Below are 15,218 nucleotides of genomic sequence, written 5' to 3'. Positions count from 1 at the left end.
GTGGTAAGCTAAACATGTGAAATTAAGACCCTATAAACCCAAAAAGAGCAAAACAAAGTTAAAGGTGAAACCCACAATGAAATGTAAAACTAAAGTTTCACATAACAAAGCAATCAAAAGGACAAATAAAAGCGGTGCTTCGCACACGCTTTCATTTGCCTTTTATTTTTATCGTTATGTTTCATCTAGCATTAAGCCATGGTTAGCAAACCTATGTGTGAATTAATAAATATTGGTAAAACTGTGTCTACTCGACTGCACGGCATTGGCATTTCTAATGAAGCTGAATTGAAAAGGTTAGGAGCAGCAAAAGCCAAACCAATATTTTCAGCCGAGGCTTGGCGAAGTAATGCAAAAAAACATAACAAGAACATCAAGATCGTTCGCTATTGCTCACTGGGACGCGCAAAAAGCACGCGCCCCTTATGTAAAGCGTTATATTGCTTTAAAAAATAATGGTTCACTGAAAGGAAATGGAAGTTATGAATAAGCTGATTTATCAAACCCCACCAACAGTCACATTTGCTACAAACAAATTTATAAACGTTCCAATAATCTTGCAATATGACGACACTCCTTTAATTTCTGTTGTTAAAGAGCAGACATTGGGTTTTACAACTGAAATCCCAATTTACCACCCTGATGGCACTTACTTAGCTAAGGTTAACGGTACTCGTATTTTTGCGACAGAAGATGGAAAAAAGGCAGGGTTAGAAATGGAATACCCCCAAAACATGACTGTTTGTAAAATGAATGGGCAGACATTGTTTGAAATATTCCATGAATCAGGGGATTCTTTCCGAACAACTGCTGAGTTATATACGCCAACCGGTTCTTTCGTTAAATACCATGATGCGCCAATTCCTGAAGTTATAAAAAGTAGCGGAGAGGCTTTACAAATTGGTGGAATGATAATGAGTCATAATACGTTTTCTGGTTACAGAATAGGTGTTTGGCTAAAGAGTGATGGAAGCTGTGCAATTGGGTGTTCGTAGAAAGCGCAATATAACAAACTCATCCAACCGACTGCCAAAAGTGTCGCGATTTTTGCAAAAAACGCAAAAAGTCGCGCCACTTTCGTCAGCGGCTGATGAGGGCGTTATGTACGCTGTATATTGACGGCTTAGTATGTATTGACAGAGTATTATGAGTATATTTATCGTTTAATTTGAGTAGAGGAAATAGTGATGAGAACACTTATTTATGCATTGTTCGCCCTGGTCGTGATATCACCTCTGCTTAGCGCCGACGAGAATACACCGAATAGTCCAGATATTTCATCTACGATGACCAATGAGCGTATTGCTACGTTGATCGAAAAATTAGATGGTGATGCCCAGGGTAAACCAGGGTTTTGGTTAATTAATTTAGATGAATTCGAAATCTATGTGATTACTGACGAGCGAGCAGGTCGTATGCGTGCAATGGTTCCTATACTGCCGGCTGCTGAAGTCGAACCTGAAATGTTGCAAAGATTAATGCAAGCAAATTTTGATTCTGCTTTGGACGCACGTTATGCAATAGCCAACGATACCTTGTGGGCGGCTTTTGTTCATCCATTAGGCAATTTGTCGGACGACCTGTTTTTCTCTGGTGTGGCGCAATCTGTTAACTTAGCCGCGACTTATGGTACAACCTACAGCTCTGGTGCAGTCGTATTTAATGGCGGAGACAGTGCAGAACAGCAACGTAATTATTATCAGGATATATTGATCGTGCCAATGCGATTTTAATACGCTAAGAGTATGTTTCACCTTAAAGGTACGTTGTACCCCAAGGGCACGTAGTAGTTTTAGCGTTCATGGGTGAGATATAGCATGTCCCGTAAAAAAATCATTGCTACTGAGTTTCGTTGCTGGTTGGTTGTGGCCTTATGGATCGTCATTTTATTTTTGACTATCCCTTTAGCACGAACATTACAAGGCTACATTCGTAGCGCTTTTGGAGATCACGCTTTTGGTTATATTGTTATTACCATTATCGTTATTTCAACACTGTTGCTATTCGTTCGAATAAAACACACAACAATTAAATTAAAACCAAAGAATATTATTTGGATACTATTGTGTGCCGCATTTCTTGTCGCGTATACACTTAGCTTGTGGAGCAATCCGGTTGAAGCCATACATTTTATTCAGTATGGTGTATTAGCGATTTTTCTGTTTCATGCTTTGTCATGGCGCCACCCTAATACGCTAATCTATATTGCTATAGTGCTTGCAGCAGCATCGGTGGGAATAATTGATGAGACGTTACAGTGGCTTATGCCAAATCGTGTTTGGGGATTAGACGACATTGGCATTAATATTATGGCTGCGATCGTAGTTTGCGTTGCTATAGCGAAAGGCATACAGCCTAAAGTGATTAATCGCCCGATCAATAGCCATAGTGTTCAATTGGTTTTATGGCTTGCAATATTCTGTTTATCACTACTGATATTCAGCTTTGCTAATACGCCTGATACCATAAACTGGTATAGCAAAAAAATAAGTCCCTTATCTTTTTTATCCCATAATGGTCATATTATGTCTGAATATGGTTATCGTTATAAAGACGAAGAAATAGGCTTATTTCGTTCCCGCTTTAGTCCAAATGAGTTAAAACAACATGATAGAAAGTATGCGGTAGATGCTGCACAAAAACTGGATGCGGCCCCTTTTCTCGATGACTATAAGGAATTTATCACCCGCTATTCACCTATGACTAATTCTTTTTTGCACGAGCTGCGCGTACATTTGAATCGGCGTGACTACTATCTCAAGACGGGGAAACAAACAAAACGTTATTCCTCCGTTGAACAGCAACGACGGTTGAAAATCGCCTATTTTGAAAACAAAATAGTAGAAAAATATTTCCCTAGTACCTTGAAAAAATCATCCTTTACATTAAACCAAAAAGACAGCCTGTTAATGAAAAATAGCATCAATAGTGCTAGCTATTATGAGAGTCCTGTTAGCCAGAGCCTCATCACGGTATTAAGCAAAAAACAGCTATTAAGCTTATTGATTGTTACTCTATTGGGTTTATTAGTATTGAGAGTCAAACTCAAGACTAGATTTAATTATGGCTCACTATAATCGTCGTAGATGGTTGCAAAGTAGTACTGCGCTAGTAGCGACAAGCTATCTGGCTAGTTGCGCAAAACTCCCTGTTAAACCAAAAAAGAACGGTCTACGTTTAGTTTTTTATACTGACGTTCATGCCATGTCCCAACGACGTGCTGCTGATGCGGTGCTGATAGCGGCTGATGTAATTAATCATTCACAAGCAGATTTAATTATGGGTGGTGGTGATTACATCGATGGCGGTTTTAATGGCACCAGCCAGTCTATGACTGCCCATTGGGATATTTATATGAGCATGCATCGTGCGCTACATGCTCCGGTTTATCCTGCTATCGGTAATCATGACTTGGTTGGTGTGCAACCTAAAGACGGTAGCCCAGCCAATAGCGATCCGAGAAATGACTATCGACAACGTATGGGTTTATCACAAACCTGGTATTCTTTCGATCAGCTTGGTTACCATTTTATTGTGCTTGATAGCATGACTATAACTGCCGATAAAAAGGACTATGAAGGCCGTTTAGACAGCGAGCAATTAGCCTGGTTGCAACAAGACCTGTCACGCACCGCTCGTTCTACACCCATTGTTGTCACACTACATATGCCCTTATTAAGCAATTTATTTTCAGCAACTGAGGGTAACATCGAAGGCTCACCAGCAAACCGCGTTATGGTTGATAATGTTGCGATATTGGAGTTATTCGCGCAACACAATTTATTGCTTGTTTTACAAGGTCATTTGCATGTTGCTGAAGTGATTCGTTGGCGTAATACCACTTTTATTACGGGTGGCGCGATTTGTGGTCGTTGGTGGAAGGGGTCGAGAATGGGTACGGAAGAAGGGTTTTATATCATTGATCTCAATGACAATAAAATTGATTGGCAGTATGTTGATTATGGCTGGGATATAAGTGCTTAGTGGAGAAGGTGAATGCAGTCTTACTTGAATCGTGTATTAACATGTTCGTGCCTCGTGTTACTTTTACTAACAAGTGGTTTGGCTTTAGCCGCCAAAGAAAAGCCTTTTCTCTGGCGTGTAACATCAGCCAATGCCACGGTCTACTTACTAGGCTCACTGCACGCAGCGACGATAGATATGTATCCCTTGCCAGCACCTTTATATACAGCCTTTGATGAAGCCAACTATCTTGTGGTTGAGATTGATATCAATAAAGTTGATGCGCAAGCGCAATTCAGCGCAATACAAAAATACGGTATGTATACCGATGGCAGCCGTATTGATCAGCATTTATCCAATGATTCATGGCAGAAGTTAAAAACCTATATTCAAGCGCGACAGATGTCCGAAACCTTTATTCAGGGTATGAAACCGTGGTTAGTTAATCTTACTATAACAGTGGCTGAATTATCGCGATTAGGTTATGACACGTCATTGGGTATTGATCAGCATTTTCTCAATCGCGCTAAAAACAAACCCGTTCTCGAACTTGAGACCTTAGATGGCCAGATGAAAATATTAAGTGGCGCCAGTGAAAAACAACAAGAAATAGATCTTGTTGTTACACTTGATAACCTTGCTGATATGAGCGAGATGATGGTGACTATGCGTACGCTATGGCAACAAGGTGATGCGCAAGGCTTATATCAGGCAATGGAAATTGATGCGAAAAAATACCCAGGCTTTAAAAAACAATGGGAAGCGTTATTGGATACGCGAAATATTTCTATGGCTAAAAAGATAAAAAGTTATATGGTCAGTGACGCAACTTATTTTGTGATTGTCGGTGCATTGCATCTTGGCGGAAAAAATGGTTTATTAAACTTGCTCAGAAAGAAAAATTATAAAGTGAAGAAAGTATTAAAGTAATGCGTTTTTAATTACTCTTTTACTCCTTTCTTAGGAAGATTCTCATTAGAAAAATATTGGCGGGTAATTTTAAATACAATAGGACTCAATATCATTAGAGCAATTAAATTTGGTATGGCCATTAAGCCATTCATTACATCAGAAAATACCCAAACAATTTTTAAGCTGCCAATAGCGCCGAGTGGGATCATAACTACCCAAAGTAGGCGATAAGCAAAAATTATTTTTTGGCCAAATAAATACTCAGCACAACGTTCACCGTAATAACTCCAGCCAAGCAATGTCGTAAAAGCAAATATGATCAACCCGATGGCGATAATATTGCTACCAATATCACCTAACACGCTGTTGAATGCCAAGTTAGACAAGGCATGACCATTCTCACCCGATGTCCAAACGCCCGTCAGTAAAATGACAAAGGCTGTCATAGTACATATCAATAATGTATCGATAAACGTGCCGAGTATGCCAATAAAACCTTGCTTAACAGGACTATTGGTTTTTGCGGCGGCATGTGCGATAGAACCGCTACCTAAACCGGCTTCGTTGGAAAAAATACCACGTGCCACACCAAAACGAATGGCAGCCCACACTGCCGCACCAGCAAACCCTCCTGTCGCCGCCGCACCGTTAAAGGCAGAATCAATAATGAGTACGAATACCTGGGGAATATTTTGCCAATGGTTAGTAATAACAATGACACAGCAGACGATATAGGCGATAGCCATAAAAGGCACTAATTTTGCCGCAACGGCAGCAATACGTTTGATACCACCTATAATGACAAACCCAACCAAGGCAGCCAACACGAGTCCAGTCAGCCACGCTGGCAGGTTAAATGATGACTCCATAGCATCGGCAACTGAGTTGGCTTGCACCATATTGCCGATACCAAGACCGGCGATAGCGCCAAAGCTTGCATAGGCAATGGCCAACCAATGCCAGCGTTTGTGCAAGCCATTTTTGATGTAATACATAGGGCCGCCCACGTGTTTACCATTGGCTCCCAATTCACGGAAATGAACGGCAAGCAAGACTTCAGAGTATTTAGTGGCCATACCAAATAAAGCGGTAATCCACATCCAGAAAATAGCACCTGGGCCGCCAAGCGCAATGGCTGTGGCGACACCAACAATATTGCCGGTACCCACTGTTGCTGAAAGGGTAGTCATTAAGGCTTGGAACGGAGTGACGTCCCCTGGTGCAGTGGTTTTTGCACCACGTATTAATAAGCTAATACCATAAGGTAATTTACGCCACGGCATAAAGCGTAAACCAAACATAAGGTAGACACCGACACCGAGCAACAAAGTAATTAGTACAGGGATGACTAGGCCGCCATCGCCTAAGGGGATGCCTGCCCAAATATAATCACTTAGCGTAGCAAAAAAGCTTTCTAGTGGATCGAGTAGTACTTTTATAGAGTCCATAGCCTATGGGTGGGTATTATTGTTTGTCGCACCCTAGCACACATTATGTAGTACTTTCCTGCACAATTGATCTTGACGCACCTTTGAGTGAGTTGCCCAGTTAACAGCAGGCTAGTCAGCATAGTGCGGGTTATCTGGGTGCCAATGACAATCGGTAGTATGATCGACAACAAGACCTGTTGCTTGCAAGTAGGCATAGAGTATGGTGCTGCCGACAAACTTGAAGCCGTATTTTTTCAGTTGTTTCGAGAGCTGGTCACTGATTTCACTGGTTGCAGGTACCTGCGTGATATCGCGCCAGTGATTTATGATGGGCGTGTCATCCACCATCTGCCAAATATAGCGGTTAAATGAACCGAATTCAGCTTGAATCGATTGAAATGCGACAGCATTGCTGCGAACAGAATAGACCTTTAAACGATTACGAATAATACCGGGGTCTTTTAATAGCTTTTCGAGATAGGCATCGGTCAAGTTCACGCAGCGCTCAACATCGAAGTGGTGGAATACCTCACGATAACGTTCACGCTTTTGCAGCACGGTGTCCCAGCTCAAACCCGCTTGCGCGCCTTCTAAGCACAATAGCTCGAAATGATCCGCCTCGTGTTTTACCGGCTTACCCCATTCTTTGTCATGGTAGTCAATGTAATAGGGTGGTTTACCTTCTGCCCAAGCACAGCGTTTTTTATTTGCATTCGTTGCCATCGATTCTCCGTAGAGGCTGCTTGTCCAGTTCAAGTGTTTTATAATGGGGCATTATCTCTTTCTTGGTTAGCTATGAACACTGTTATCGTTGCTTTCTACCATTTTACCGCGCTTGATGATTACCGTGAGCTTAAATCGCCATTATTGCAACTGTGTCAATCACAGGGAATAAAGGGCAGTATTTTACTTGCCTCAGAAGGGATTAACGGTACAGTCTCAGGGTGTCGTAATGGGGTTGACTCTTTGCTTGATTGGTTTGGTCGTGATGATCGCTTCGACGGCATTAGCTTAAAAGAGTCTTATAATAACGATCAGCCTTTCTATCGAATGAAAGTGAAATTAAAAAAAGAGATCGTGACCATGGGTGTGCCGGATGTTTCACCTGTCAAACAAGTGGGCACTTATGTGAGTCCTGAGCAATGGAATGATGTGATTAGTGATCCTGAAGTGCTCGTGATCGACACACGTAATGACTATGAAGTGGCTGTCGGGAAGTTTGCCAATGCCGTAGACCCGAAAACTGAAACCTTCCGCCAGTTCCCTGATTACGTTAAACAAAATATCGACGCCAAGAAATATAAAAAAGTTGCTATGTACTGCACTGGTGGTATCCGCTGTGAAAAGGCAAGTGCATATATGTTAAGCCAAGGCTTTGATGAAGTTTATCATCTGCAAGGTGGTGTTCTTAAATACCTTGAGACAGTGCCGCAAGAAAAAAGTCTTTGGCAGGGTGAGTGTTTTGTTTTTGATAATCGCGTAACGGTTAATCATGGGCTTGAAGCGGGTAGTTATGATCAGTGCTATGGCTGTCGCCGACCTGTTTCAGAGCAAGATATGCAATCACCTCATTATGTCAAAGGTGTGTCTTGTCCATATTGTTATAACGCATTAAGTGACGCACAAAAATCCCGCTTTCAGGAGCGACAGCGTCAGATTGAACTTGCCAAGGCTCGTGGTGAAACGCATATTGGTGATAAAAAAATAGTTAGTGGTGACAAACGGTGAAGTTTAAATTGTGGCGTTATCGGTTTGAGTTTACTCCGGTATAGAGGGTAGTTATGGTTGGCAACTGTTATGCAAATCATTAAATTCTATTATTTTAATTAATTAGAATTTTAAATTAAGCCAGTAAAATATTTGCCGCTATAATCACTAAGCGAACGAGAAATAGTATATTCCCTTTGCCTAAATCGGGATGAATATCACTGAAGTACTCGGTTTAACTAGCGTAATTAAAATAGAAATAGTTTGTATCAGGTCTTCTGGCTGGAAGAATAAGGAATGGCAGACATATTGCTAGGAAAGCAATGTGGTTTTCTAACACGTACCATCATGGATGAGGATACTGTCATGAAAAAGCTATTTTTGATACTCTTTTTTACCCTTTACGCAAGCGGCGCTAGCAGCAGTGATATGCCACCAGGTGTTATGGTAGCTAGTCTTGAAGAACCCACCCATTGCCCGGCAATTTTTATTGAAACCGACGATGATGGTTTGGCCATTAAAATCGAACTTCAAGATCAGTGGGGTTACCGTACGAGTAACGCCCCAGATGAGATGACCCGCAATCTGGTGCAAATGTGGTATATGCGTAAAATTATGGCATACCGGCCGACCGTGTATATGAACGGTGCGTGGATCGATGGAAGCCCTTGTGACGCTTGATTAGCCTGAAAATCGCTATTATTGTCGTAACAGTAGCGTATACGTGAAACTTTTATCTGGCGTGATTGTAATGATCACATCTGGTCAAGATAACTGTATTCGTAGGTCTGATATTATTATTAGCCTAGTTCACTGTCTGTCGTTATTGATGTACCGCTTAATTTTTTACTATAGCTGATAACAAGGCTCGCCAGCCCAAGCAACAATATTCCCGCACAAATATAAATAATTCGCTCGCTATCCATTGTTTTTGTATCAACAGTTAGTACACGAGTAAGCGCAGTAATTGCGATATAGACAAGAAAGTTAACGGGAAATTTTTTTGTTTGGAAATAAATGCCAATCATGGCGCCCAGTTCCAGATAGATAAACAACAGAAATATATCTTCAAGCCTTGACTGCCACTTGCCATCATGCGGATATAAAAATGAACGGCTGACCAAACAATCGTCGCGCCGGTCACAAACAGAGCAATATAGTGAAACAGTTTAACCAAAGCGTTGCCTGTTTGGCGTACGCAAGCAGCCATATGGCAAGCTCTCTTGTTATGGGTAGGCTGTTATACGGCTATAGTGTACTAATTTGATGATAGATTAAAGTCTCTCTATGCAATTTTAGACTAAATAATTGATCCAACTAGGCTACGTTAATCAATTTTAAAGGGGTGTCTTCAAACCATGTCAAAACAAACACTAAACCTTAGCGATGAACTCTACCATTATATTTTATCAGTATCGTTACGTGAATCCAGAGAGCTTAAAGCGCTACGTTTGGAAACTGATAAAGAGCCAATGGCAAGGATGCAAATTTCTCCCGAGCAAGGTCAATTTATGGCCTTACTAATAAAGTTGATCAATGCAAAAAAAATTATTGAAATTGGCACATTTACTGGGTATAGCAGTCTTGCTATGGCGCAGGCTTGTGCTGACGATGCAAAAATTATTGCCTGCGATGTCAGTGAAAAATGGACATCTGTAGCACGTCGCTATTGGGAGAAGGCCGGTGTTAGTCACAAAATCGATTTGTGTTTAGCGCCAGCTATAGAGACTTTAGACACTTTACTTGATAGCGGAAACGAGGCGAGTTTTGATTTTATATTTATTGATGCAGACAAAATTAATTATCAAGCTTATTTTGAAAAGAGCCTGGTATTAATTCGTCCAGGTGGATTGATCGCAATTGATAATGTGCTCTGGGGCGGTTCGGTGATAGAACAAGATAAAATAGATGACGATACCGTGGCAATACGGCAGTTTAATAAAAGGCTCGCTACAGATAGTCGCGTTGATATTAGCCTGGTACCAATTGCCGATGGTCTTACACTAGCGAGAAAGCATTGAACATTCTATGCTCGGATTATAAGTCAGAAATGTCCTCTATACTGGGAAAAATCTAATTTTAGGAGCAATGTATACAGTTATTTACTGTTTATTTTTTAATTATAGAGGTATACACTCAGTTTCGACGTATCAATACTGACAACGGAGATAATGGTTATGAATGCAATCGCACAATATACAGCACCGATAGGGCGAGTACTGATATCGTTGATCTTTATTATGGCTGGCTTTAGTAAAATTACGGGTTATGCAGGAACAGTCGGTTACATGGAGTCTCAAGGGGTTCCGGGGGCATTATTACCCGTAGTGATAGCGACCGAACTCGGTTTAGGGATCTTAGTGCTGATTGGCTGGCAAACGCGCATTGCAGCTTTTTTATTAGCAGGTTTTACTGTATTAACCGCACTCTTTTTTCACGCCGATTTTGGCGATCAAACACAATCAATCATGTTTATGAAGAATATCGCGATTGCGGGTGGTTTATTGTTTTTGGTGGCGCATGGTGCTGGGATATTATCCGTAGATAATCGCCAGCGAGCGCATGGCGATTCAATCACTGGCGCAATATAAATAATTAGCGAGCATTATTTTCAGAAAGCAACATGCGATAATACGCAACGCTGTGACCGGTCGGTTCGCCGACTGGTTCGTGGTGTGCCTACTGCTGATGGCGCAGGGGTTAAATTAACACGGTTAATTGGTAGTTCAGAATTGGATATGCTGGATCCGTTCTTACTGCTTGATCGTTTTGAATCGGATCAACCGGATGACTATATCGCTGGTTTCCCGCCACATCCGCATCGTGGCTTTGAAACAGTGACGTATATGTTAGAAGGGCGGATGCGTCATCGTGATAGCGCAGGCCATGAAGGTGTTATTACAAGCGGTGGTGTGCAATGGATGAGCGCAGCAAAAGGCATTATTCATTCTGAGATGCCAGAACAGGAGGCAGGATTGATGTCTGGCCTTCAATTGTGGGTCAATTTACCTTCTCATAAAAAAATGGCAGAGCCTGAGTATCATGAATATTCCTCGCAAACAATTCCGTTAGAGCAACGTGACAGTGGTTGCCAACTTAAAGTCATTGCGGGTCGCACGAGTCAAGGCACTGAAGGGCCCGTAATTGGTCGTGCCGTAGATCCATTTTATTTTGATGTGTCATTAAACGGTAATGGGTGTTTTATTGAACCGATACCACGTTCTCATAGCGCATTTATTTATGTGCTTGAGGGTAACGTAACAGTGCTTGGTGAACGCAGCGAACAAGACACTGCAGTAGCTAAAGATGAGTTGGCCATACTGCAAGACGGATATCGTGTACAAATTATCAGTGAACCACCCGGTGCGCGTTTTATTTTAGTGGCGGGAAAACCACTTAATGAGCCTGTCGCACGACGTGGCCCGTTTGTAATGAATACGGAGGCTGAATTGAAACAGGCATTTCAAGACTATTCATCGGGACAATTTTAGTTTTGTTACTATTTGTACAGTTAGGAGTGTTAAGTTCAACATGGGTTTATTGGTTAATGGTCAATGGCACGATAAATGGTATGACACCAAAGAGAGCGAAGGGAAATTTATGCGCTCTAAAGCCCAGTTTCGAAATTGGGTGACGCAAGATGGCTCAGCAGGGCCTTCTGGAAAAACAGGGTTTCAGGCGGAAGCAGGGCGCTATCATTTATATGTTTCCTACGCTTGCCCCTGGGCACATCGAACACTGATATTTCGTAAGCTAAAAGGCCTGGAAGGCATGGTTTCGCTTTCTGTTGTGAACTGGTTTATGGGGTCTCATGGTTGGACCTTTGAAGCTGATAAAGGCGTGATTGCCGATACGGTAAACAATGCACACTACTATCACGAAATCTATACTCAAGCGGACAAGCACTATAGCGGTCGAGTAACGGTGCCGGTATTATGGGACAAACAGACCAATACCATTGTTTCCAATGAATCATCGGAAATCATTCGTATGTTTAACAGCGCCTTTGATAATGTTGGCGCAACACCGGGTGATTATTGTCCCATCGCCTTACGTGATGAAATAGACACTATCAATACGCGTATCTACGATACTTTAAATAATGGTGTCTATAAAGTAGGTTTTTCTACAATGCAGCAAGCGTACGAGGAAGCGGTTTATCCGTTATTCGAAACACTTGATTGGCTTGAAGACAAGCTTGGTAAACGACGCTATTTATTGGGCGATACAATAACCGAAGCCGATTGGCGTTTATTTACAACTTTAGTACGATTTGATGCCGTCTATTACAATCATTTTAAATGCAATATCCGGCGCATTATCGATTACCCAAACCTTTGGGGATACTTAAGAGACCTCTATCAGCACCCAGGCGTGGCTGAAACGGTGCATATGGAGCATATTAAAAACCACTATTATGGGAGCCACCAATCTGTCAACCCTACGCGCATAGTACCGGCAGGTCCTGAGATCGATTTTTTAGCACCTCATAGCCGCAAATAAAAGTTAGGGTGCCACTGTGGTAACTACAAGTTCAACACAGGTGCGTTCATGCTGCGAATAACGATGCGTCGATATGTTCGCTGCAACTACCGCGAGAGCGGTTTAGTCCGGTAGGCGATAGCAGTCGATCGCATTAGGTAACGCCGACATTCAAAATATTTCCATCCGTTCCGCGAGAAAATCGACGAACGCGCGAACCTTTGGTGCTAACTGTCGGTTATGCGCGAAAACGGCATGGATCGGTGTGCTGTGAGGCATCACGGGGAAACCCTCAAGTATCGGTACGAGATGCCCCTGTTTGAGTTCGGTACGCATCATCCAGGTCGGGATCTTGATGATCCCGAGACCGTCTATCGCAGCATTGCGCAAGAAAACCAGTCCATTCACATTTAGTCGCCCCGAAATGAGTACGTCGATCGCGCCTTCCGGTGATTCGAACCCCCAGTAATTCTTGCCTGGCTTAGTTCGGAAAGAAAGACAACTGTGTGATGATAGATCGTTCGGGTGCGTCGGCGTACCGTGCCTCTCTAAATATCCAGGGCTCGCGCAAACGAGTGATTGACTGATGGCGATCTTGCGCGCGACTAGGCTGGAATCGTCGAGATGGCCGACGCGTATTGCAAGATCGAGCCCTCCGTGCACGAGGTCTTGCAAGCCAGCACTCATGTGCAGCCGAACCTGCACCTCGGGGTAGCCGTTCAAAAATTCCGACAAGATCGGCTCGATAAACGCGAGGGCAAAATCTGCTTCAACCGTTATGTGCAGAGTGCCTGACGGTGTGTCTGTGAGCCGGGTTACCGCCAGTCGCGCTGCTTCAAGATCCCCAACAATTCGATGAGCATACTGAAAGTAGATCTCGCCGACTTCAGTGAGACTTTGTCGACGAGTGGTCCGCTGAAACAGACGACCTCCGAGCTCGCCCTCCAATTGGGAGACCTGGCGAGACACCGCAGACGGCGTGAGACCCAGAAACCGAGCAGCGGCTGAAAAACTCCCTTCCTCAACCACCCGCACAAACAGTTGTGTGTTCGACAGCTTGCTCATTCGTGAATTATACGCACAAATCCTATGTCCCAAAACCTGTTTTTCAACAAACGGAAATAGATCATGATTTGATCACTTTATTTTCTACGGAGATTCTCATGTCAAAAACCATTCTTATCACCGGCGCATCCACCGGTTTCGGCCGCGACACCGCCGAAACCCTCGCGCAAAACGGCTACAACGTGTTCGCCTCTATGCGCGACCCACTGAATAAAAATAGTGAGCATGCTGAGGCGCTGCAAGCTAAAGGCATTAGCACGGTTGAACTCGATGTAACCGATACCAACTCGGTCGATCGAGCTGTCGACATTGTGGTTGCGAAGGCTGGTCGCATCGACGTCCTGATCAACAACGCCGGAGTCGCATCGGCTGGTGTAACGGAGGCGTTTACGCCCGAACAGGTCACCGCATTATTCGACGTCAACGTTATTGGCCTGCACCGAGTCACTCGTAAGGTACTACCGACCCTTCGGAGCCAAAAGGACGGACTGATTATCAATATCGGTTCGATCCTCGGCCGTGTCACCTTTCCCTTCTTTGGGATCTATGGAGCGAGCAAGTTCGCCGTTGAGGCGTTGACCGACAGCTTACGTTATGAGGTCTCTCAACTTGGCATTGACGTCGCACTGGTGCAGCCAAGCGCGTATCCGACGCAAATGTACAGCAGTGCCGCTCAGCCCGCAGACGTTGCGCGCGCCGCGGAGTACGGCGCGACCGGAGAGATTCCCGCCGCCATGTTCAAGCAGTTTATGTCGATGTTCGAATCGGCGGACTCACCCAACCTACACGATGTTGCCGAAGCAATCGTACGGCTGATCGACACTCCTAAAGGACAGCGTTCAGCGCGCACGGTAGTCGGTACCAGTTTCGGTGCAGACACCGTGAACGACGCAACGGCACCTGTTCAGGCAGCCACAGTAAAAGCACTCGGCCTTGATAACCTCGATACCGTGAAAACAGCTTGATACCACAGTTCGAGTCGGCGTGCCGGCTCGGTACTGTTTCTTAACAACAGACAGAGGAAAAACAATGCCTCTCATACAAATAAATGTTTTTGAAAATGAGCTTAGTCAGGAACAATCCAAGGACCTCATCAACAAGATCACGGATGTTGTCACCGAAGTCACCAGTGAAAAATTACGCGAAGTAACCTGGGTGATCGTTAACGAAGTCAAAGACGGTCATTGGGGCGTAGGCGGTAACCCGCTCAGTCTTAATGACGTCAAGAAACTCATGGCCAGTGATTAAATGTTGTTTGTTGGCCCAACCCACGAACGGAGAAATTTACAATGGCATCTTTCGCTGACCGCCAAGGGCAACCAAAGAGGTGTGGCTCGTGCATTCGCAGTGCCGATTAGTTAGCAGAATCTTTAGTAGGGCTGCTATCATCTCTATGTTCCCTACGCTTACCCCTGGGCACATCGAACACTGATCTTTCGTAAGCTAAGTAGCGCCACTTGCCTAATTTATGCACTTTCTGATTGATTCATAAACTCGTTAGGTTATGATTTAAAGGTTTTATTGCGTCGAGCTAGCGCCTAATTTTTCCATTTCGTGATGTAGCTGGCGCTGATTCAGTTGTGTTGATGGCAGTTTCAATAATGCTTGGGTTCGTAATGTAACCTCATTAATCGTAGACCTAAATGCCTTAGCGATTGC

At 43.5% G+C, this 15,218-nt stretch carries 17 protein-coding genes; 13 read left to right on the top strand and 4 right to left on the bottom strand.

Going from position 1 to position 15,218, the window contains the following annotated elements:
• Positions 1-482 precede the first annotated feature (482 nt).
• The 5 genes from JKY90_06120 to JKY90_06100 all read left to right on the top strand — a co-directional run bounded on the left by JKY90_06120 (position 483) and on the right by JKY90_06100 (position 4,893).
• Entirely contained in the window at positions 483-995 is a 513-nt protein-coding gene (locus tag JKY90_06120) for a hypothetical protein (GenBank protein MBL4851840.1), read from the top strand.
• A gap of 192 nt (positions 996-1,187) precedes the next feature.
• Positions 1,188-1,733: a hypothetical protein gene (locus JKY90_06115; GenBank protein MBL4851839.1), complete on the top strand. Its 546-nt coding sequence runs from the start codon at positions 1,188-1,190 to the stop codon at positions 1,731-1,733.
• 84 nt (positions 1,734-1,817) lie between these two features.
• On the top strand, positions 1,818-3,077 hold the full coding sequence (locus tag JKY90_06110; GenBank protein ID MBL4851838.1) for a VanZ family protein: 1,260 nt from the start codon (positions 1,818-1,820) through the stop codon (positions 3,075-3,077).
• Complete coding sequence (locus tag JKY90_06105; GenBank protein ID MBL4851837.1) at positions 3,064-3,984, top strand: metallophosphoesterase; 921 nt, start codon at positions 3,064-3,066, stop codon at positions 3,982-3,984. The genes JKY90_06110 and JKY90_06105 overlap by 14 nt, the downstream gene beginning before the upstream one ends.
• A gap of 54 nt (positions 3,985-4,038) precedes the next feature.
• A complete protein-coding gene (locus JKY90_06100; GenBank protein MBL4851836.1) occupies positions 4,039-4,893 on the top strand; it encodes a TraB/GumN family protein in 855 nt (284 codons plus the stop codon).
• An 11-nt stretch (positions 4,894-4,904) separates the two neighbouring features.
• Here the strand turns inward: JKY90_06100 and JKY90_06095 are convergent, their stop codons facing one another.
• Both JKY90_06095 and JKY90_06090 read right to left on the bottom strand, forming a co-directional pair.
• Positions 4,905-6,323 (bottom strand): sodium:alanine symporter family protein, encoded by a 1,419-nt coding sequence (locus JKY90_06095; protein ID MBL4851835.1) that lies wholly within the window; start codon positions 6,321-6,323, stop codon positions 4,905-4,907.
• Positions 6,324-6,434: 111 nt separating this feature from the next.
• Entirely contained in the window at positions 6,435-7,028 is a 594-nt protein-coding gene (locus tag JKY90_06090) for a DNA-3-methyladenine glycosylase I (protein MBL4851834.1), read from the bottom strand.
• A 72-nt stretch (positions 7,029-7,100) separates the two neighbouring features.
• Between JKY90_06090 and JKY90_06085 the strand changes: the two genes are divergently transcribed.
• Both JKY90_06085 and JKY90_06080 read left to right on the top strand, forming a co-directional pair.
• Positions 7,101-8,033, top strand: coding sequence for a rhodanese-related sulfurtransferase (locus JKY90_06085; protein ID MBL4851833.1), 933 nt, complete (start codon positions 7,101-7,103; stop codon positions 8,031-8,033).
• A 276-nt stretch (positions 8,034-8,309) separates the two neighbouring features.
• The gene (locus JKY90_06080) at positions 8,310-8,693 is read left to right on the top strand and encodes a hypothetical protein (GenBank protein ID MBL4851832.1); all 384 of its coding nucleotides are present in this window, start codon (positions 8,310-8,312) and stop codon (positions 8,691-8,693) included.
• Between the two features lie 119 nt (positions 8,694-8,812).
• Here the strand turns inward: JKY90_06080 and JKY90_06075 are convergent, their stop codons facing one another.
• Complete coding sequence (locus JKY90_06075) at positions 8,813-9,136, bottom strand: phosphate-starvation-inducible PsiE family protein (GenBank protein ID MBL4851831.1); 324 nt, start codon at positions 9,134-9,136, stop codon at positions 8,813-8,815.
• A gap of 234 nt (positions 9,137-9,370) precedes the next feature.
• Here JKY90_06075 and JKY90_06070 point away from each other — a divergent pair, with 234 nt between their 5' ends.
• The 4 genes from JKY90_06070 (at position 9,371) to JKY90_06055 (ending at position 12,515) form a co-directional block, all read left to right on the top strand.
• Positions 9,371-10,033, top strand: a complete 663-nt coding sequence (locus tag JKY90_06070) for a class I SAM-dependent methyltransferase (protein ID MBL4851830.1) — start codon at positions 9,371-9,373, stop codon at positions 10,031-10,033.
• Positions 10,034-10,189: 156 nt separating this feature from the next.
• A complete protein-coding gene (locus JKY90_06065) occupies positions 10,190-10,603 on the top strand; it encodes a DoxX family protein (GenBank protein ID MBL4851829.1) in 414 nt (137 codons plus the stop codon).
• Between the two features lie 3 nt (positions 10,604-10,606).
• Complete coding sequence (locus JKY90_06060; protein MBL4851828.1) at positions 10,607-11,503, top strand: pirin family protein; 897 nt, start codon at positions 10,607-10,609, stop codon at positions 11,501-11,503.
• Between the two features lie 40 nt (positions 11,504-11,543).
• A complete protein-coding gene (locus JKY90_06055; GenBank protein MBL4851827.1) occupies positions 11,544-12,515 on the top strand; it encodes a glutathione S-transferase family protein in 972 nt (323 codons plus the stop codon).
• Between the two features lie 150 nt (positions 12,516-12,665).
• Here JKY90_06055 and JKY90_06050 read toward each other — a convergent pair whose 3' ends face one another.
• Positions 12,666-13,559: a LysR family transcriptional regulator gene (locus JKY90_06050; GenBank protein ID MBL4851826.1), complete on the bottom strand. Its 894-nt coding sequence runs from the start codon at positions 13,557-13,559 to the stop codon at positions 12,666-12,668.
• Between the two features lie 98 nt (positions 13,560-13,657).
• On the opposite strand from JKY90_06050, the gene JKY90_06045 reads away from it, so the two are divergent.
• Positions 13,658-14,524, top strand: coding sequence for an SDR family oxidoreductase (locus JKY90_06045; protein ID MBL4851825.1), 867 nt, complete (start codon positions 13,658-13,660; stop codon positions 14,522-14,524).
• Positions 14,525-14,588: 64 nt separating this feature from the next.
• The gene (locus tag JKY90_06040; protein ID MBL4851824.1) at positions 14,589-14,807 is read left to right on the top strand and encodes a 4-oxalocrotonate tautomerase family protein; all 219 of its coding nucleotides are present in this window, start codon (positions 14,589-14,591) and stop codon (positions 14,805-14,807) included.
• The last annotated feature ends 411 nt before the right edge of the window (positions 14,808-15,218 follow it).

Source organism: Gammaproteobacteria bacterium (assembly GCA_016765075.1).
In the GTDB taxonomy this organism is placed as follows: Bacteria; Pseudomonadota; Gammaproteobacteria.
Note: the sequence above shows the minus strand (reverse complement) of the source record. Positions and strands in the feature narration are given on the sequence as shown.